This is a genomic window from Chryseobacterium sp. KMC2, assembly GCF_016756935.1.
Classification (GTDB): domain Bacteria; phylum Bacteroidota; class Bacteroidia; order Flavobacteriales; family Weeksellaceae; genus Chryseobacterium; species Chryseobacterium rhizosphaerae.
Genome location: NZ_JAESIT010000009.1, coordinates 17571 through 36190 on the forward strand (window position 1 = coordinate 17571; position 18620 = coordinate 36190).

The window sequence follows — 18620 nt, forward strand, 5'->3', positions numbered from 1 at the left end:
ATATAGTATTAGGAATATACAATTTTATCACAGATAAAATCCTTGCACCTTAAAGCATAATAAAAAGAAAAAATTGCGACCTTGCGTTTTCCAACAAAAACCACCCTACTTACAAAGCAAAAATTTCCAACAGCTTCTGTTTCATTTTTTCAGCAGTAAACTGTCCCTCATGATAATAGACCAATTTTTGGTTTTTATCCAGGATGATCCACAGTGGATATACAGGCTGATCTTTATTTTTTGACAATGCCAGTGCCAACTCATGGATTCCTGAGCTCCCATTGGATAAATAATTAAACTCATGATCCTGAAAATAAATTTTTTCTTTTGTTTTTTCTGCTTCAAAATTGATAAAATAAAAATGGTCATTCATCATTGTAACAAGGTCTTTATCTTTGCTCAAACGGAAAGATTCAATTTTACAAACCGCACACCAGTCTGTATAAAGATGAATAACAGTAGGCCTGGCATCTTCTTTTTGCAAAACCTCTACTTCAGAAAAAGTGCCTGTCTTCATCTGAGACAGATAAAAACAGGGCACTAACATTAAAAATAAAGCTAATTTTTTCATTTCAAAGTATATTTTACTCCCAGGAACCCTCTGATACGCTGCATAGGAGCATACCCATAAGCCGTATCAAAAGTATAATGATTGGGATTGCTGATGGGATCATCAGCATGTTTATCAAATGGGTCAAACGGTCTCATTAAAGGATCTTTGGGAGTAAAATTGAATAAATTTTTCACTCCACAATACACTTCAAAACCGGATTTAAAGCTCTTTGAAACCTGAATATTGGCCAAAGAATAGAATGGTGAATATTCGGGACGGAAGTCGTTAGGTAAAACAGGAAGTCTCATGGGACCATAAAACTGCCCGGTAAAATCTACCGTCAGATTACTTGGGAATTTATACGTCAGGTTATAGGTTCCACTCCATTTTGGGGCATGCAGTTGTTGTGTTTTCTGATTTTCATTATCAAATTTCTGATATACGTCAAGATAAGTTACTCCTAAGTTGACACTTAAAGGAAAGCTGAAGCTGAAATCTACATTCAGGGAAGCTCCTCTTGAAATTCCATATCCATGAAGATTATCATAAATAATTTTATCAGGATCAGAATCAAAATCACCTACAATTTTATTACTGAAATAGGTATAAAATGCAGAAGCATCAAGATTCACCATACGGGTACCCACAGGAATTTTCCAGATATAGTTCAGGTTTCCGTTAACCGACCTTTCAGGTTTAAGATCAGACTTTACGACCACTTCACGGGAACCCGTTAAGGCTGCATGGTCTTCGGTAAACAAGTTCACAACCCTAAACCCCGTTCCAAAGTTGAAACGCAGAGTATGGTAAGGATTCGGTGAAAATTTCCATGCCAATCTTGGGGAATGCACCGAATGATGTACTTTATCATAATCATATCGGTAGCCCAACAGCAGCGTATTTTTATCATTAATTTCCCACTGGTCCTGAATAAATGCTCCCCAGATCGGAGACTTCATCGGTGCATTGGTGATTCCGTCTGCTCCCAGCGTTCCCGGTGTATTATCATCATAAAAAGTTCTTTTGAAGGTAAGCCCGGCCGTGATATCATGTTTCCCAAAACTTCTGTCCCAATACGTTTGTACAAAAGCCACTTTTTGAAGTGCATTAAAGGGATTAGCTCCATAAAAAGAATTCTGGTCATGATAATTGTAAGAAAACTGAGTGACAATATGCTCTTTCATAGGCCATTCATACAAACCGAAAACCTCTGCTCTGTTGGTATAAATACTTTCTCCATATACTTCATCACTTCCCCGGTAGGATTTATTCCACTGCATTTCTCCTCCGAAACGGTCTTCATATAGATATCTCATGGCAAAGCTCGCCTGGCGGTTTTCTTTTCTTTTAAAATTCCATTTGTTAAAAACAGAAATTCGGCTCTGTAAAGTGGTATCGGTAAAATTATCTTTATTCTGATCTATTTTTTCCTGAAAACTGAAATAATTTAAACTTAGCAAGGACGCCGCGTTTTTCCCTACATTAAACTTTGTAGAGAAGTCCAGATTATTCTCACTCCATGTCGTAGTCATCAGATCCACGCTCAATTTTGGGGCTGTCAATGCGTTTTTGGTAATAATATTGATTACTCCGCCCATGGCTTCAGAACCATAAATAGAAGAAGCCGGGCCTTTTACCACCTCTATCCTATCCACCAGGCTGTTCGGAATTCCACTTAGACCATATACCGTAGAAAGCGAACTTACTATAGGCATTCCGTCAATCAGAATCATGGTATAAGGACCCTCCAGTCCGTTGATGTGAATATCCCCCGTATTGCAAACGGAACAGTTCAGCTGAGGTTTTACTCCATTTACCATAGCAATGGCTTCAAAAATACTTGGAGTAGGATTCTTCTGGAAAAATTTCTGGCTGTAAATCTCTACTGCCACAGGACTTTTGGATCTGCTCATCGGTTTTATGGTTCCGGTAACCACTACATCTTCAATACTGCTGGTTTTAATTTCTTTTTTTGAAATTCTGGTTGAATCTATGTTTTTATTTTGATGTAAACTTAAACTGTCTGTCTCCTGAGAGAAACAATAGGATGATAAAAAAGTAATAGAAAATAATATTCGTTTCATGAAATTAAAATTGTTAGACAAATCTAACAATTATTTTTGAAACACGAAACACTATGTTGAATATTTTGGTTGAGTCAATTCGTGAAAAATGATTAAATTTGAGAAACTACATATAAAAGTAAAATGAGATATCATTTATCGGGAAACATCCCACCAAAAAGACATACCATCTTTAAGTCTCCGGAAGATAAATTTTACTATGAACAGCTTTTCGGAACAGAAGGCTTTCACGGTATCTCTTCTCTGCTATACCACATTCACCGCCCTACACAGATAAAATCAATTGGGGAACCTAAGGATGTGACACCGAAAATTGCGGTAGAAAAAAATATTACCCCAAGAATGTTCAAGGGAATGAATGTCACTCCTGAAGATGATTTTATGGACAGCCGAAAGATCCTTTTGATGAATAATGACCTGAAAATGGGATTGGCAAAGCCGAGAAAATCAATGGATTATTTCTATAAAAATGCCGAGTGTGATGAGCTTTTATTCGTTCATGAAGGAGCCGGTATCTTAAAAACATTTGTAGGAGATCTTGAATTCGTAACTGGTGATTATCTTATCATTCCGAGAGGAACCATTTATCAGGTGGAATTACAGTCTGAAAATACGGTGTTCTTTGTTCTGGAAAGCCACTCTCCTATCTATACTCCGAAAAGATACAGAAATGAATTCGGACAGCTTTTGGAACACTCTCCGTTCTGCGAAAGAGACATGATTGCTCCTGTTTTCAAAGAACCCAAAGATGAAAAGGGAGAATTCTTAATTAAAGTAAAAAAAGAAAACCAGATTACAGACTTCATCTATGCAACACACCCATTTGATGTAGTAGGCTGGGACGGATATTTTTATCCTTATAAATTCAATATCAAAAACTTTGAACCTATTACAGGAAGAATTCACCAACCCCCACCGGTACACCAGAATTTTGAAGCTCATAATTTTGTAGTGTGCTCATTCTGTGCCAGAATGTATGATTACCATCCAATGGCTATTCCGGCTCCTTACAATCATTCCAATATTGATTCTGATGAGGTTTTGTTCTACACAGAAGGAGACTTTATGAGCCGTAACCACATTGACCTGATGGATTTCACTCTTCATCCGGGTGGAATTGTACATGGACCTCACCCGGGGGCTATGGAAAGAAGTATTGGTAAAAAATTTACTGAAGAATATGCCGTAATGGTAGATCCCTTCCGTCCTTTGAAAATTACAGAAGAAGCTTTGAAAGTGGAAGATCCGTCATACAAAACTTCATGGCTGGAATAATTGAAACGATTTTAATTCTTTAGGCTGAACAAGAAAAATAGCCCTTAAGTTTCATAAAAATGTTTAAAACACAGGTTCTGTGACTTTTAACTACATTGAATCTTAAATTTTGAGTTAAAAATTCTAATAGATGTATCCCATACTAAAGAGCCTAAACAATTTCTTATAAAAAGTACTGCTGAATACATATAAAAGACCCTTTGAATGCTTTATTTAAAGGGTCTTTTTTCGTAAATTTGTGAGAGATGGTTAACATTTATAATCACCATTATTTTTCATAACACATCCTAAGTAATGGTGGTTACCACAAAATCAAGATTACATGTTAGAAAGAATCAGATTAGAAAGTCTACACCAAAAAGTGACAACAGCTGAAAACGCTGTAAAAATGATTAAAGACGGTATGGTCATAGGATCTAGCGGCTTTACAAAAGCAGGTGACAGCAAAGCAATTTTGCCGGCATTAGCTGAAAGAGGAAAAACTGAAGACATTAAGGTCACTCTAATGACCGGAGCTTCATTAGGACATGGTACCGATGGCAAATTAGCAGAAGCTAATGTATTAAAGAAAAGGATGCCTTTCCAGGTAGATCCCATTTTAAGAAATAAGATTAATAATGGCGAAATTCTCTTCATTGATCAGCATTTAAGTGAAAGTGCCGAACTACTTCACACTAAAAACCTACAGACTATTGATCTGGCGGTGATTGAAGCAGCTTACATCGAAAGAGACGGGAGCATTGTCCCTACAACTTCTGTAGGAAACTCAGTCACTTTTGCGGCATTGGCCAAAAAAGTCATCATCGAGATCAATACCGAAGTTCCTGAGGAAGTGTATGGTATTCACGATATCTACCAGGCTGAAGATTATCCTTACAGAAACGTTATTCCTATTGTCGCCCCATGGAACAAAATCGGAAGAAAAAGTATTCCTATTGATCCTGATAAAATTGAGGCTATTGTTTTTACCCACCTTAAAGACAGCCCTGCAGATATTGCAGAACCGGATGAAAAAACAACCGCTATTGCAAAGCACCTCCTCGGTTTCTTTGAAAATGAAGTTCTTCTGGGACGTCTTACAGACAGATTACTTCCTCTTCAGGCGGGAATTGGTAAAGTGGCCAACGCCGTTCTTACAGGATTTAAGGACAGTAATTTTTATGACCTTACTATGTTTTCTGAAGTGCTTCAGGACAGTACCTTTGATCTGATTGATTCCGGTAAACTAAGTTTTGCTTCCGCATCTTCCATTACGGTTTCTCAGGAATGCTATGAAAGAGTATTAGGAAACCTTTCAAAATACAGAGAAAAATTTGTTTTAAGACCCCAGAATATTTCCAATACTCCAGGATTGATCAGGAGATTAGGAGTCATTGCTATCAATACAGCAATTGAATTTGATATTTACGGAAATGTAAATTCCACCCATATTGGCGGAACAAAAATCATGAACGGAATCGGAGGGTCCGGAGATTTTGCAAGAAACGCTTACTTAAGTATTTTCGTAACTCAGGCTGCTTCCAAAGGAAACAATATTTCCCACGTGCTTCCAATGGTTTCTCATACCGATCATACAGAGCATGATGTTGACATTTTGGTTACCGATATCGGGCTGGCTGATTTAAGAGGTTTAGCTCCCAGAGAAAGGGCTCAGAAAATAATTGACCATTGTGTGCATCCTGATTATAGAGAAGAGCTGCAGTCCTACTTTGACAGAGCCTGTGAAAGAGGTGGCCACACTCCTCACTTACTTGAAGAAGCTTTTAGCTGGCATTTGCGATTTTCTGAAACAGGAAGTATGAAGCAGAAAACTGAAGCTCCTATTTTAAATTAAGAAATTAATGATACCCTATAAAAAGACCGAATGCAGTGCATCCGGTCTTTTGCTTTTTCTTTAAATTCTTTATGTTTAACATGATAAAAATCTTCTAATTCGCTTACAATATTTAGAATAAGTAAAGACGATAAAGCTTATCTTTGAGAGAAGATAGGTGTTTATGAGATAAAAAATTAATATCAAAAAAAATAAAATATGCATAATTACATAAGCGCTGAAGAAGCAATATATACTATAAAAAGTGGAAACAGGGTATTTTTCCATGGCAGTGCATGTACTCCTAACTACCTTATTGATGAACTGGCGAGACAATCTCATCGGTTGGAAAATGTAGAAATGGTTTCTATTACCCAACAGGGAAATGTAGAAATTGCAAAACCCGAATATAAAGACAGTTTCTTTGTCAATTCTTTATTTGTTTCCACACCGGTTCGTGATGCTGTCAATTCAGACAGAGGAGACTTTGTTCCCGTATTTCTCAGCGAAATTCCTATTTTATTCAGAAAAAATATACTGCCTCTGGATGTGGCTTTAATAACCGTTTCACCTCCTGACAGACATGGCTTCTGTACGTTGGGAACTTCTGTAGATATTGCAAGATCAGCAGTGGATACTGCAAAAATCATCGTTGCAATCGTTAACCCGAGAATGCCGAGAACTCATGGAGACGGAATGATCCATATCAGCAGGATTCATAAGCTGGTATGGCATGAAGAAGAGCTTCCCACAGTAGATTATGGTTCAAAAGTAGGTCCTGAAGAAATGCTTGTAGGAAAAAATGTAGCCGAGCTTATTGAAGACAGGTCTACCCTTCAGATGGGTATCGGAACAATTCCCGATGCCGTTTTAAAGTGCCTGGGCAATCATAAAGATCTGGGTATTCATACCGAAATGCTCAGTGATGGAGTCATTGATCTTATTCAGAATGATGTAATTAACAACAAATACAAAGGCTATAACGACAATAAAACCATCACAAGTTTCTGCTTTGGAACCAGAAAATTATATGATTATGTAGATGATAACACGGTTTTTGCATTCAGAGATGTGAGCGAAGTTAATTTCCCCATTAACATTATGAAAAATAAAAAAATGGTAGCCATTAACTCAGCTATTGAGATTGATCTTACCGGCCAGGTATGTGCCGACTCTATAGGAACCATGCAGTATAGTGGTATCGGAGGACAGATGGACTTTATGAGAGGAGCAGCATTGGGTGAAGACGGAAAACCAATTATTGCCATCACTTCAAGAACCCGAAAAGGAGTTTCCAGAATTGTCCCATATCTTAAACAGGGAGCAGGGGTAGTTACTACCAGGGGTCATATTCATTATGTAGTTACGGAATATGGAACAGCTTACCTCTATGGCAAAAATCTTCGCCAGAGGGCGCAAGAGCTGATCAGTATTGCGCATCCGGATGACAGAGAAATGCTGGAAAGAGCCGCTTTCGAAAGATTTAAACATTAATAATCAAACAGATAATCTCTTAAAAGTTGTTTTTATTTAGAATCAAAAAAGTATTTTCATGCCAGACTCCATGAATCATAATAAAACATTAACCTTTTGGCAGTATATTTGATAAAATCATTCTAAAACAAGGAAATTGAAAACGATATATAATTCGATACGAGAAGAAGTTGAAAAGCATTCGAAGGTAAGGAATTCTGTTTTGGGGAATGTGAGTGAATGGAAAAGAAGCCATTATATTATCCTTTCCGAAATTATTAAAGAAGAATTATCAGAAGCTGAAGAATTGAAGGGAGGGAAAAAATTTGAAATAGGAAATACTATTTCACATGTTACTTTACAACGTTTTTTTGAAAACGATTACCAGGACAAAACCCATAGCGACCTCAGATTTTTAAAAACTCTGGACAAGATATGTATCTTTCTGGGATACAAAGATCTTAATGATTACATCCTTTCTATGAGGCATAAAAAACAGGAAGATAAGGAAGCTGATGATCATTCATTTCTAACCCAAATGGTTTATGATTACTGTGCCACCGCTTTTGAGTTTTACAAACAGTTTCCTAATCATAATACCGGTATCTTTAAAGATCTGGTATTTAATGATTCCCCTTTTCTAGAAAGGGCATCATTATACAGTAAAGAGCTGTGTGACAAAGATTTTCAACTGGTCACAAAAAACAATCGGTCCAATTACGAAGTTTTTGACATCCACATTGTTACAGATGAGCCTGATAAAAAAATACTGGAATCTCAGGAGTTTTGGAATCTTCTGTTCAAAGTAGGAGAAACCGGCGAAGAGCATTTTGTCAATCAGCTGAGCACCCAAATTTACTTTATCAGAAAGGTAGATGACACCTGGAAGATCTGGGATAATTACAATCCTGATGCAGGAAGCTTAAACAGGAAAATAGAAGTTTTATAAAAATAAGAAAGCCGCAGAAAATCTTCTGCGGCTTTCATGTTCGAAATATTATTTTTCACTTGTCTTTTGTATTACAAATGTAGGAGGTCCATTCTAAACCTAAGAAACTTAAATATACTTAAATGAACTCTTCTTTAACTTTATGTTAAATAAACACCAGGATTTCTGTTTATTATTTTCCCTATGTCCAAGATTTTTGTAATTTGCATACCAATAAAATAAAAGTAAAAAGAAAACATGTCAACACTAACATTTGCCGAAAAAATTGCTCAAGCAGAGAATTTTTTACCGATTAACGGTACAGATTATATTGAGTTTTATGTAGGAAATGCAAAACAGGCTGCCCATTATTATAAAACCGCTTTCGGTTTTCAGTCTGTAGCTTATGCGGGTCCTGAAACAGGAGTAAGAGACCGTGCATCTTATGTTCTTCAACAAGGAAAAATAAGATTGGTTTTAACTACCGGACTTAAGTCTGACTCTCCAATCAGTGAGCACGTAAAAAAACATGGTGACGGAGTAAAAATTTTGGCACTTTGGGTAGATGATGCCTATGCAGCTTTTGAAGAGACTACAAAAAGAGGTGGAAAGCCCTATTTAGAGCCTGTAACACTTACTGACGAGCATGGTGAAGTAAGAATGTCCGGAATCTATACTTACGGAGAAACGATTCACATGTTTATTGAAAGAAAAAACTATAAAGGAGCTTTCATGCCAGGATATGAAAAATGGGAAAGCAACTACAACCCTGAAGAAGCCGGTTTATTGTATGTAGACCACTGCGTAGGAAATGTAGACTGGAACAGAATGATTCCTACCGTAGAATGGTATGAAAAAGTAATGGGATTTGTGAATATCCTTTCTTTTGATGATAAACAGATCAACACAGAATATTCTGCTTTGATGTCTAAGGTAATGTCAAACGGAAACGGATTTGCAAAGTTCCCTATCAATGAGCCTGCAGAAGGTAAAAAGAAATCTCAGGTAGAAGAATACCTTGATTTCTATGAAGGAGAAGGGGTACAGCACATTGCTGTTGCTACAAAAGATATCATCCACACAGTCACGGAATTAAAAAAACGTGGGGTAGAATTCCTTTCCGCTCCTCCTGAAGCTTATTATGATATGGTTCCTGAAAGAGTAGGTCATATTGATGAAGATCTTAAGAAATTACAGAGTTTAGGTATACTTATTGATCATGATGAAGAAGGGTACTTACTTCAGATTTTTACCAAGCCTGTAGAAGACCGCCCTACCCTATTCTTTGAAATCATTGAAAGACATGGTGCACAGAGTTTTGGTGCCGGAAATTTTAAAGCGTTATTTGAAGCACTGGAAAGAGAACAGGACAGAAGAGGAAATCTTTAATTTTACAGTATATACTAAGTTTTGTCAGGATGCAAAGTCTTGACAAAACTTTTTTATAAAAACACAGCATATGAAAAAAATTTTAATAGGAACTCTATTCCTTGGAACATTGGGCTTAAAAGCTCAATATGGAACATTGGATGCAATTCTTACCAAACTTGAAGAAAGAAGAGGCATCAATCAGAATCTCGACAATGTAAATATTGACAATAAAAAGTTTGTTTTCATTAAAGATGAGGCAGACCACACGGAAAGAGATTTTATTATCATCAAAGGAAATAATGCTACTTATGTAGAAGTTTTTGATGATAAAGCTACCGGAGAAAGCAGTTCCAATGTTTTTACAGGTGACATCATCAGAAAGAAAAACATTATTTCTTTAAGAGCAGATAAGCTTGAAGATAAAAAAATTCCACTGCCGGTAACTAAAACCCTGATGCTCACCAAGCAAAAGGATATTCTTTATCTCATTGATGTCAATACCAGAGACCGATGGATTGATGAAGAATCCTACTCGAAAAAGGCAAAATAAATATCTTGAAAACAGCTGTTTCTCAGGGTGCTATTTTAATCTAACTTAAATCTAATAAACTTATGAAATCATTTGTAGACTATTCCTCAAATTCGGATTTTTCTATACATAATATCCCTTTCGGAGTCGCAGTTTTTAATAAAGAATATATCGGATGCTGTACAAGGATCGGAGATCAGATTATAGATCTGGCAACCTTGTATGATCTTGGATATTTTGAAGACATTGAAGGATTGGATGACAATGTTTTTGAAGCATACACCATCAACGAATTTATTGAACTGGGTAAACCGGTTACCAATGCTGTTCGTACAAAAATTCAAACGCTATTACAGGAAGGTTCTGCTCTTTCAAAAGACCAGAAAACCATTGAAGAAGCATTTTATGATCTTGACAAAGTGAAAATGATGATGCCTCTTCACATTCCTAACTACACTGATTTCTACAGCAGCATTGAACATGCTACCAATGTTGGAAAAATGTTCCGTGATCCTGCCAATGCTTTATTACCAAACTGGAAACACTTACCGGTAGGTTACCATGGAAGAGCTTCTTCAATTGTAATTTCCGGAACAGACATTAATCGTCCTAAAGGACAGATGAAACCTGCAGATGTGGAAAAACCTGTTTTTGGTCCTTGTAAACAATTGGATTTTGAACTGGAAATGGCCTTCATCATCAACAAAAATACTGAGATGGGAGAAAGCATTTCTACAAAAGACGCTGAAGATGCTATTTTTGGAATGGTGGTATTCAACGACTGGTCTGCAAGAGACATACAGTCTTGGGAGTATGTGCCACTAGGCCCATTCCTTGCTAAAAATTTCGGTTCATCTATTTCACCATGGGTAGTTACCCTGGAAGCCCTGGAACCATTCAGAACCGCTTCTCCTACACAGGACCCTGAAGTGTTAGACTATTTAAAATTTGAAGGAGACAAAAACTACGATATCAATCTTGAAGTTTATATCCAGCCTGAAAATGGGGAACAAAACCTCATCAGTGAAAGCAATTACAAACACATGTACTGGAATATGACGCAACAGCTGGCTCACCATACTGTAAACGGATGCAACGTTGAGGTAGGTGATCTGTATGCCAGTGGTACTATCTCAGGAAGCGATCCAAAATCTTTCGGTTCTATGCTTGAATTGACATGGAGAGGACAAAACCCTTTATCATTAAGCAACGGAGAAGAAAGAAAGTTCATTGAAGACAATGATACGGTTACCATGAAAGCATGGGCTGAGAAAGATGGTGTAAGAGTAGGTTTTGGTGAAGTTTCAGGTAAAATTATCCCAACCGTATAATAATTATTTAAACACTTTAGTTTTTTAAGCTAAATAATAATGGAAAAATTGAGTTCACTTTAGTTTTTGAAAATCTGCGATTTTCATTTTTTTCTCACATGATGATTACTCAAAAATTGATTAATGAGCTATCCTACAAAATTGTTGGCGCTTGTATAGAAGTACATAAACTAGCGGGTCCTGGTTTGTACGAAGAGGTTTATCATCAATGTTTAGAAAAAGAGTTTGATCTGTTAGGTTTAAAATATCAAAGTGAACTTGAGATTCCATTTTCCTATAAAGGAAACCATATAAATTGTAAGGTAAAATGTGACTTTTTAATTGAAGAATTAATCGTTTTAGAGTTAAAATCAGTTGCCGAAATTCATCAAATTCATAAAGCACAAACTATAAACTATATGAACCTTTTAAAAGCACCTCGTTCAATTTTAGTCAACTTCAATGTTACAAACCTTTACCATGAAGGTTGTGAATCCTTTGCGTCCAAAATATTTAAAGATCTTCCAAAAGAATGAAAATCGTAGATTTTCAAACTTAAGTGTACTTCAATAAAACGCAATAAGAAATAACTAAAAATAACTTAGGTGTTAAAAGTAAAAATATGAAAACAGTAATCCCCTCTGAAATAACCGCCGTACAGCTGCAAACCATCATGCAGACCGCCGTGTCACCGCGCCCGATTGCATTGGCTTCTACGGTAGATAAAAATGGTACGATCAATTTATCACCATTCAGTTTTTTCAATATGTTCAGTACCGTTCCTCCGATTTTGATTTTCTCACCATCGAGGAGAGTGCGTGATAATACAACCAAACATACCCTGGAAAATGTTCTTGAAGTTCAGGAAGTGGTGATTGGAACAGTAAATTTTCCAATTGTTCAGCAAATTTCCTTAGCTTCCACAGAATATGAAACCGGAGTCAATGAGTTTATAAAATCAGGGCTGACAATGAAAGATGCTGATTTGGTACAACCTAAGCTGATTGAGGAATGTCCGGTCAATTTTGAATGCAAGGTTTTAGAAGTAAAATCTTTGGGTGATCAGGGAGGAGCCGGAAATCTTGTGATCTGTGAAGTTCAGAAGATTCATATCAGAGAAGAATACCTGAATGAGGCTGGAAACCTGGATCAGAAAAAACTCGATATGGTAGCCCGCCTAGGAGGCAACTGGTATTCCCGAAGCAATGAAAACAGTCTTTTTGAAGTTCCAAAACCCCTGGTTACAAAGGGAATTGGATTTGATCTTCTGCCTGATTCTATTAAATACAGTAAGATTTTCACAGGAAATGACCTTGGAATGCTTGCCAATGTAGAAGTATTGCCAACAGGAGACTTTCATGCGGATGAACATATTCATGCGGATGCACAGAAGTTATTATTGGAAAGTAAAATTGAAGAAGCCTGGATAGTACTAACGATAAAATAAAAAAAGCCTGAGATTTCAGGCTTTTTTATTTTAAATAACGAAGGAAGCTTATGCTCCTCTTTATTTTGCTTTCAGTGTTTCTGAAACTGTAATTTTACCTTTTTCGGCAAAGTCACTTACTTTTCCATTTTTATCAATAGCCACATTCAGGTTATCATTCTTTACATCATAATAGATGGAAGTAGAATACCCCGGACAGTCATGTTGTTTACAACCATCCAGTTTATAGATTCCGTTCTCTGAAACAATACGGCTTTCTACATTAAAGAATTTTACCATTTCAGCATACTCAGGACCTACCACTTTTTTCAATCTTTCTGTCAGGCTTTTGTCCTCAAACAACTTGATATCATGCGGATATTTACCTACATTTTTAGTAATAATATTGTCTGTGGAGGCTGTAACCTGGGAAGGGACAGCTGCTGAGTCTGTCTTTGGAATTCCTGTAGAATCTTTAGGCATTACGGTAGCCAACGTATCTCTGCTTGCTGAGGATTCTGTTTTAGTTTCTTTTTTACAAGAGACAGCTGTTGCCAATAACGATAAGGCGAATACGCCTGCAATAAGTTTTTTCATAATTAATTTATATGGTGGTTAATATCATGGCAGAATTTCTGATCTATGATTACCGACATGGAACGTATTACATTTTTGATTTTATAAATTCAATACTTTTTTCTGCTGCAGTATTCAGATCTTTTGGTAAGTCATTTTCTATCCAGGGCTCTTTGGCTCCAAAGGTATGATTGGCATTTTCAATAAGAAACAGTTCAGAGTTCGGATGAAGCAGGTGAAGATGTTCTGCCTGTTTTACTTCTACCGCTTCGTCCTGAGTTCCATGAATAATTAACATATGAACTTTAGCCATTTCTGTAGCTCTTTCCACATCAAAACGGTTTACATTTTGCTCAAAATCCTCATAAAACTGATAATAATGAGGCATTTCCTGTTTTGTCCGTCCATTCAATGCATAATAAACTCCTTCCTGCTTCCAGTTCGCTAATGCTTCATCTTTAGGGAAACGTTCCAGGGTATCTACACTGGCCAGGGTAATCAACCCATTGATCCTCTCATCTTCAAATGCTTTAATAATAGAAATTCCACCTCCTCTGCTGTGTCCCATCAAAATTATTTTTTGATCATCTACCTGAGGTTCTTTGATAAAGTGATCAATTACCACACCAAGATCGGAAAGTTCCTTGGAATAGTTATTATTTCCGAAAGCCTCAAGGTCTGCAAAATTATGGGAATCCCCAACCGTTGTTCCGTTGTGAGAAAAGTTGAATTTTACAAAGAAAAAGCCGGCTTTAGCAAATTTCTCAGCCATTACATCCCATGCTCCCCAATCCTTATAGCCTTTATAGCCATGAACAAATATCACTAATGGCAATTTCTTTTCGGCATTCATATAAAAAACATCCGCAAGAAAGCTTCTTGTCTCAGTGTTTTCCAAATGTATATTCTTTTTGACAGTAAGATCCATACAATAAGAGAATTAATTTTAATCGAAATTTATGAAAAAAACTATTAAAAAATAACCTTATTTTTGCGGTATGCAGAATTTAAGAACGGTAACCGTCACACGTTACATTCTGCCATTAAGAGAAGGAGGTTCACTACCTGCTCTGGCAGAAGCTGATGATGATTTCAAATATGTTTTAAAATTCCGGGGCGCAGGCCATGGAGTTAAAATGCTGATTTCTGAATTGTTGGGAGGCAAAATCACGGAAGCTTTAGGGCTTAAAATTCCTGAGCTCGTTTTTGTAAATCTTGATGCAGACTTTGGCAGAACAGAAGCGGATGAAGAGATCCAGGATCTGCTCAAGTTTTCTGAAGGCTTAAATCTGGGACTGCATTATCTTTCAGGATCTATCACTTATGATCCGGGAGTGTCTGTTGATCCTCTTCTGGCTTCAAAAATTGTTTGGCTGGATGCCTTTATTACCAACATTGACCGTACTTTTAAAAATACCAATATGCTGATGTGGAATAAAGAACTCTGGATAATTGACAACGGGGCCTCTTTCTATTTCCATCATTCGTGGCAGAATTTCGATACAGCAGCAAAAACACCATTCAAATATGTGAAAGACCATGTATTGCTTCCGAAAGCAAAAAAACTGGATGAAGCTGACCAGTTTGCCCACAGCATATTAAATGATACTTTTTTCAGAGAGATTGTCAACACAATTCCTGAAGACTGGTTACATTGGAATGACGCTGATGAAACACCTGATGAAATCCGTGAGATCTATTTTCAGTTTATGAAAACCAGATTAGAAAATTCTCAAATCTTTGTAAACGAAGCCAAAAATGCAAGAGGATAAAATATATGAATATGCGGTAATACGCTTAGTACCGAAGGTTGAAAGAGAAGAATTTTTCAATATAGGACTCGTTATGTTTTCAAAAAAAGAAAAATTTATCCGTGTAGCATTCCATTTGTGCCCTGATAAGTTCAAGCTGATGCATAGCAAACTGGATTATGAGGATATCATTCAAAACCTGGAAAGTTTTCAGAAAATCGCTGAAGGAAATAAAGAGGGCGGTCCTATTGCACTGTTCGATATCCCAGAACGCTTCCGATGGCTGACCGCTGTACGAAGTTCAGTAGTGCAGACCTCAAGACCTCATCCCGGAAAATCCAGAGATTTAAATACTACTTTTGGTAAGCTTTTTGAGGAATTAGTAAAATAATATGCCTCAAAAAGACTCATTATGAAATTATCATACGCCATATCTATCAACAGGTTTTTTACAAACCTGTTTTTTATTGTATTTTTAAGTTTTTCGCATTTATCCTTTTCACAAACTTTTTCACAAAATCCAGCCCAGGCTTCGCGTGTAAAGACTACCCTGCTTCCGGAAATAGCCACTGTTTCTGAAAATATAATTTACAAAACCAACAAAAAAGGAAATCCTCTTCAACTGGATATTTATACACCTAAAGGTAATGTACCCAGTAAACTTCCCGTATTGATCTACGTTCATGGAGGAGGATGGGTAGAAGGCGACAAAGTGATCCTTAAAGATGATTATGTGGAAAACACAATGGCCAAACTGATCGCAAAGCAATATGCAGTGATCAGTATAAATTATACCCTGTTAAATGACAGCACTCACTTCCCTCAACCTTTGGAAGACACTAAGGATGCCATAAGATGGGTCAGAAAAAATGCAGAAAAATATAATTTCGACACTCACAATATTGGAATTTTCGGGACATCTGCAGGTGCTCACCTTTCCCTGATGGCTGCATACACTCCAGATGATACATTTATCGGAAGTCCTGAACTTTCATCTTATCCTTCGAGTGTCAATTATGTTATTGATCATTATGGCCCTGCTGATCTGAATAAGCTTTTTCACACCAAAACAGGCACTATTCCCGTTTTTATGGTGGGATTACTATCAAAAAAGATTATCAGTTTACAAAAGAACCTGGTCAAAGGACTTTCCGGATATGATATAGACAAAGATCAGCAAAAGATAATAGAATATTTCAAAACCGTATCTCCGGTTAATGTTGTTTCAGGTGGGGTTCCTACTTTAATTATGCAGGGCAATAAAGACAAGATTGTCCCTTTAAGTCAATCAAAAAAGCTCTACCGAAGATTAAAAAGAGCAAATATCCAGACTTCCTTAGTCGTTGTGGATAATGGAGTCCACAGCTTCAGTACTACCGACAAACCCTATCTTGACAGGCTCACAGATCAGATGGTAGATTTCATCATTTCTCAGAAAAAATAATATATATACACAAAACAAGCAGGACACACACATATCAACTGATAATCAATATTATAAATTAACAAAAAACACACACAAATTGCAAATTTGCTAAATTAGTATACATATCATCAATTTTTACACTTAAAATAATTAACTTGGATAATATTTGAATTATTAATAACAAAATAGGATTCAATTTTAATTATTCACTACAAAAATCAAAATGATATGGATTTCCTAAACAATATCAATGCGCTTACTCTCATTTTTGCATCAGTCCTCATTTTTGCTATAGCTTATCGTGTGTATGGCATCTTTATCGCCAATAAAGTTCTTCGCCTCAATGACCAGCATACAACTCCGGCTGTTGAATTTGCAGACGGAAAAGATTATGTTGCTACGAATAAAAATGTACTTTTCGGACATCACTTTGCAGCTATTGCTGCTGCAGGCCCTTTGGTAGGTCCTGTTCTGGCTGCACAGTTTGGTTATTTGCCCGGTGCCCTATGGATCTTAATTGGCTGTGTATTGGGAGGTGGTGTACATGATATGGTGGTATTATTTGCTTCCGTAAGGCATAAAGGGCAGAGTCTTGCCACCATAGCTTCGAAAGAGATCGGTAAAGCAACCGGTACAGTAGCAGGGTTTGCCATCTTATTTATCTTGATCCTTACCCTGGCTGGGCTATCCCTGGCATGCATCAATGCCATGCATGAAGCTTCCTGGTCTTTGTTTACAGTGGTGATCACAATGCCTATTGCAGTGATTATGGGACTGATCATGCGGTATAAAAAGAACAGTGTACTCTTTGCCAGTATTTTAGGCGGAATTCTTTTAATAGCGGGAATTATTGGTGGACACAGCCTCATGCAGAATCCCACTATGAATAATTTATTTTCATGGGATATCAAGACCATTTCCATTGCTATTCCATTATATGGTTTTTTAGCTTCTGTATTACCGGTTTGGTTATTATTGGTTCCTCGTGATTATCTTTCTACATATTTAAAAATAGGAACGATCATTATGTTGGCTATAGGAGTTATTGTCATTCATCCTACTGTACAGATGCCGGCACTTACCGCTTTTGTAAACGGAGGAGGTCCTGTCATTGGTGGCCCTGTGCTTCCATTTATTTTTATTGTGATTGCCTGTGGTGCTATCTCGGGATTTCATGCTGTCATTGCTACGGGAACAACTCCAAAAATGCTTAATAAAGAAAGAGAAATTCTTTTTGTGGGCTATGGTGCCATGCTTGTAGAGGGTTTTGTTGCACTAATGGCTCTCATTGCTGCATGTACATTAATGCCGGGGGATTATTTTGCCATCAACACTCCAAAAGAATCATATGATGCTTTTCTAGCAGCACATCCTGCCTTACATGGAGTGGACATAGATTATTATTCACAAAAGATTGGTATTGATCTTCATGGCAGAACTGGCGGGGCCGTATCACTTGCCGTGGGAATGGCTCACATCTTTAATAAGATCCCTTATATGGATCAATTAACCGCATACTGGTATAATTTCGCCATTATGTTTGAGGCCGTATTTATCCTGACAGCCATTGATGCAGGAACAAGAGTCGGGCGCTTCTTTTTACAGGAAATGCTGGGTTCTGTGATTCCAAAATTCAATGATAAAAACTGGGTTCCCGGAATTATTATCAGCAGCCTTCTTTTCACTTTTGCCTGGGGATACCTGGTATACACCGGAAATGTAAGCAGTATCTGGCCACTATTCGGGATCAGCAATCAATTACTTGCCGCTTGCGGATTGATTGTCTGTACGACTATGCTGATCAGGATGAACAGAGGAAAATATGCTTTATGCTCGGCTATTCCGGGTGTTTTTATGGCTGGAATTACTTTTTGGGCCGGCTATATCCAGGTTGCTACGATCTATATTCCAAAAGAACAGTACTTATTGGCTGCTTTAGCAGTAACAGCTATGGTACTGATGCTTATTGTTTTTATCGGAGCTTTTATAAAATGGTATGAGCTCTTAAAAATCAATACTACAAAAACAGATTTTTATGGAGAACAGGTAAAGGAACTTGTGGAAAGATAAAATTACGGGGAAGGTTTTTGCCCGGTCTGATAATT

17 protein-coding genes are annotated in these 18620 nt (G+C 37.0%); 13 read left to right on the forward strand and 4 right to left on the reverse strand.

The window, feature by feature from the left end:
* Positions 1-109: 109 nt before the first annotated feature.
* Together JML65_RS12005 and JML65_RS12010 are read right to left on the reverse strand one after the other, a co-directional pair.
* On the reverse strand, positions 110-571 hold the full coding sequence (locus tag JML65_RS12005) for a thiol:disulfide interchange protein (protein WP_202271006.1): 462 nt from the start codon (positions 569-571) through the stop codon (positions 110-112).
* Positions 568-2637 (reverse strand): TonB-dependent receptor plug domain-containing protein, encoded by a 2070-nt coding sequence (locus JML65_RS12010; protein ID WP_202271007.1) that lies wholly within the window; start codon positions 2635-2637, stop codon positions 568-570. Before JML65_RS12010 ends, JML65_RS12005 begins: the two co-directional genes overlap by 4 nt.
* 123 nt (positions 2638-2760) lie before the next feature.
* Here JML65_RS12010 and JML65_RS12015 point away from each other — a divergent pair, with 123 nt between their 5' ends.
* The 9 genes from JML65_RS12015 to JML65_RS12055 all read left to right on the forward strand — a co-directional run bounded on the left by JML65_RS12015 (position 2761) and on the right by JML65_RS12055 (position 12783).
* The gene (locus JML65_RS12015) at positions 2761-3912 is read left to right on the forward strand and encodes a homogentisate 1,2-dioxygenase (protein ID WP_047493917.1); all 1152 of its coding nucleotides are present in this window, start codon (positions 2761-2763) and stop codon (positions 3910-3912) included.
* A gap of 322 nt (positions 3913-4234) precedes the next feature.
* A complete protein-coding gene (locus JML65_RS12020; protein WP_047493914.1) occupies positions 4235-5746 on the forward strand; it encodes a succinate CoA transferase in 1512 nt (503 codons plus the stop codon).
* A gap of 198 nt (positions 5747-5944) precedes the next feature.
* Positions 5945-7219, forward strand: a complete 1275-nt coding sequence (locus JML65_RS12025; protein ID WP_047493911.1) for an acetyl-CoA hydrolase/transferase family protein — start codon at positions 5945-5947, stop codon at positions 7217-7219.
* Between the two features lie 136 nt (positions 7220-7355).
* Positions 7356-8147 (forward strand): hypothetical protein, encoded by a 792-nt coding sequence (locus JML65_RS12030; RefSeq protein WP_047493907.1) that lies wholly within the window; start codon positions 7356-7358, stop codon positions 8145-8147.
* Positions 8148-8384: 237 nt separating this feature from the next.
* Positions 8385-9515, forward strand: a complete 1131-nt coding sequence (gene hppD / locus JML65_RS12035; RefSeq protein WP_047493905.1) for a 4-hydroxyphenylpyruvate dioxygenase — start codon at positions 8385-8387, stop codon at positions 9513-9515.
* A 70-nt stretch (positions 9516-9585) separates the two neighbouring features.
* Positions 9586-10047, forward strand: coding sequence for a hypothetical protein (locus tag JML65_RS12040; RefSeq protein WP_047493902.1), 462 nt, complete (start codon positions 9586-9588; stop codon positions 10045-10047).
* Between the two features lie 62 nt (positions 10048-10109).
* Positions 10110-11357, forward strand: a complete 1248-nt coding sequence (gene fahA, locus JML65_RS12045; protein WP_047493899.1) for a fumarylacetoacetase — start codon at positions 10110-10112, stop codon at positions 11355-11357.
* Between the two features lie 98 nt (positions 11358-11455).
* Entirely contained in the window at positions 11456-11872 is a 417-nt protein-coding gene (locus JML65_RS12050) for a GxxExxY protein (protein ID WP_047493895.1), read from the forward strand.
* An 86-nt stretch (positions 11873-11958) separates the two neighbouring features.
* Complete coding sequence (locus JML65_RS12055) at positions 11959-12783, forward strand: flavin reductase family protein (RefSeq protein WP_115919660.1); 825 nt, start codon at positions 11959-11961, stop codon at positions 12781-12783.
* A 60-nt stretch (positions 12784-12843) separates the two neighbouring features.
* Here the strand turns inward: JML65_RS12055 and JML65_RS12060 are convergent, their stop codons facing one another.
* Positions 12844-13359, reverse strand: a complete 516-nt coding sequence (locus JML65_RS12060; protein ID WP_052188740.1) for a hypothetical protein — start codon at positions 13357-13359, stop codon at positions 12844-12846.
* Between the two features lie 67 nt (positions 13360-13426).
* A complete protein-coding gene (locus JML65_RS12065) occupies positions 13427-14266 on the reverse strand; it encodes an alpha/beta fold hydrolase (protein ID WP_202271008.1) in 840 nt (279 codons plus the stop codon).
* 70 nt (positions 14267-14336) lie between these two features.
* Between JML65_RS12065 and JML65_RS12070 the strand changes: the two genes are divergently transcribed.
* From JML65_RS12070 to JML65_RS12085, 4 genes are all read left to right on the forward strand, one after another.
* A complete protein-coding gene (locus tag JML65_RS12070) occupies positions 14337-15110 on the forward strand; it encodes a HipA family kinase (protein ID WP_047493885.1) in 774 nt (257 codons plus the stop codon).
* A complete protein-coding gene (locus JML65_RS12075) occupies positions 15097-15480 on the forward strand; it encodes a DUF3037 domain-containing protein (protein ID WP_047493883.1) in 384 nt (127 codons plus the stop codon). Before JML65_RS12070 ends, JML65_RS12075 begins: the two co-directional genes overlap by 14 nt.
* Before the next feature lie 21 nt (positions 15481-15501).
* Positions 15502-16533 (forward strand): alpha/beta hydrolase, encoded by a 1032-nt coding sequence (locus JML65_RS12080; protein ID WP_202271009.1) that lies wholly within the window; start codon positions 15502-15504, stop codon positions 16531-16533.
* A gap of 210 nt (positions 16534-16743) precedes the next feature.
* On the forward strand, positions 16744-18585 hold the full coding sequence (locus JML65_RS12085; RefSeq protein WP_179140069.1) for a carbon starvation protein A: 1842 nt from the start codon (positions 16744-16746) through the stop codon (positions 18583-18585).
* Positions 18586-18620: the final 35 nt, after the last annotated feature.

Excerpts from the sequence above, each read along its gene's own strand:
- JML65_RS12005 (WP_202271006.1), bottom strand. The coding sequence starts at position 571 with ATGAAAAAATTAGCTTTATTTTTAATGTTAGTGCCCTGTTTTTATCTG.
- JML65_RS12010 (WP_202271007.1), bottom strand. The coding sequence starts at position 2,637 with ATGAAACGAATATTATTTTCTATTACTTTTTTATCATCCTATTGTTTC.
- JML65_RS12015 (WP_047493917.1), top strand. The coding sequence starts at position 2,761 with ATGAGATATCATTTATCGGGAAACATCCCACCAAAAAGACATACCATC.
- JML65_RS12020 (WP_047493914.1), top strand. The coding sequence starts at position 4,235 with ATGTTAGAAAGAATCAGATTAGAAAGTCTACACCAAAAAGTGACAACA.
- JML65_RS12025 (WP_047493911.1), top strand. The coding sequence starts at position 5,945 with ATGCATAATTACATAAGCGCTGAAGAAGCAATATATACTATAAAAAGT.
- hppD (WP_047493905.1), top strand. The coding sequence starts at position 8,385 with ATGTCAACACTAACATTTGCCGAAAAAATTGCTCAAGCAGAGAATTTT.
- JML65_RS12040 (WP_047493902.1), top strand. The coding sequence starts at position 9,586 with ATGAAAAAAATTTTAATAGGAACTCTATTCCTTGGAACATTGGGCTTA.
- fahA (WP_047493899.1), top strand. The coding sequence starts at position 10,110 with ATGAAATCATTTGTAGACTATTCCTCAAATTCGGATTTTTCTATACAT.
- JML65_RS12050 (WP_047493895.1), top strand. The coding sequence starts at position 11,456 with ATGATGATTACTCAAAAATTGATTAATGAGCTATCCTACAAAATTGTT.
- JML65_RS12055 (WP_115919660.1), top strand. The coding sequence starts at position 11,959 with ATGAAAACAGTAATCCCCTCTGAAATAACCGCCGTACAGCTGCAAACC.
- JML65_RS12060 (WP_052188740.1), bottom strand. The coding sequence starts at position 13,359 with ATGAAAAAACTTATTGCAGGCGTATTCGCCTTATCGTTATTGGCAACA.
- JML65_RS12065 (WP_202271008.1), bottom strand. The coding sequence starts at position 14,266 with ATGGATCTTACTGTCAAAAAGAATATACATTTGGAAAACACTGAGACA.
- JML65_RS12070 (WP_047493885.1), top strand. The coding sequence starts at position 14,337 with ATGCAGAATTTAAGAACGGTAACCGTCACACGTTACATTCTGCCATTA.
- JML65_RS12075 (WP_047493883.1), top strand. The coding sequence starts at position 15,097 with ATGCAAGAGGATAAAATATATGAATATGCGGTAATACGCTTAGTACCG.
- JML65_RS12080 (WP_202271009.1), top strand. The coding sequence starts at position 15,502 with ATGAAATTATCATACGCCATATCTATCAACAGGTTTTTTACAAACCTG.
- JML65_RS12085 (WP_179140069.1), top strand. The coding sequence starts at position 16,744 with ATGGATTTCCTAAACAATATCAATGCGCTTACTCTCATTTTTGCATCA.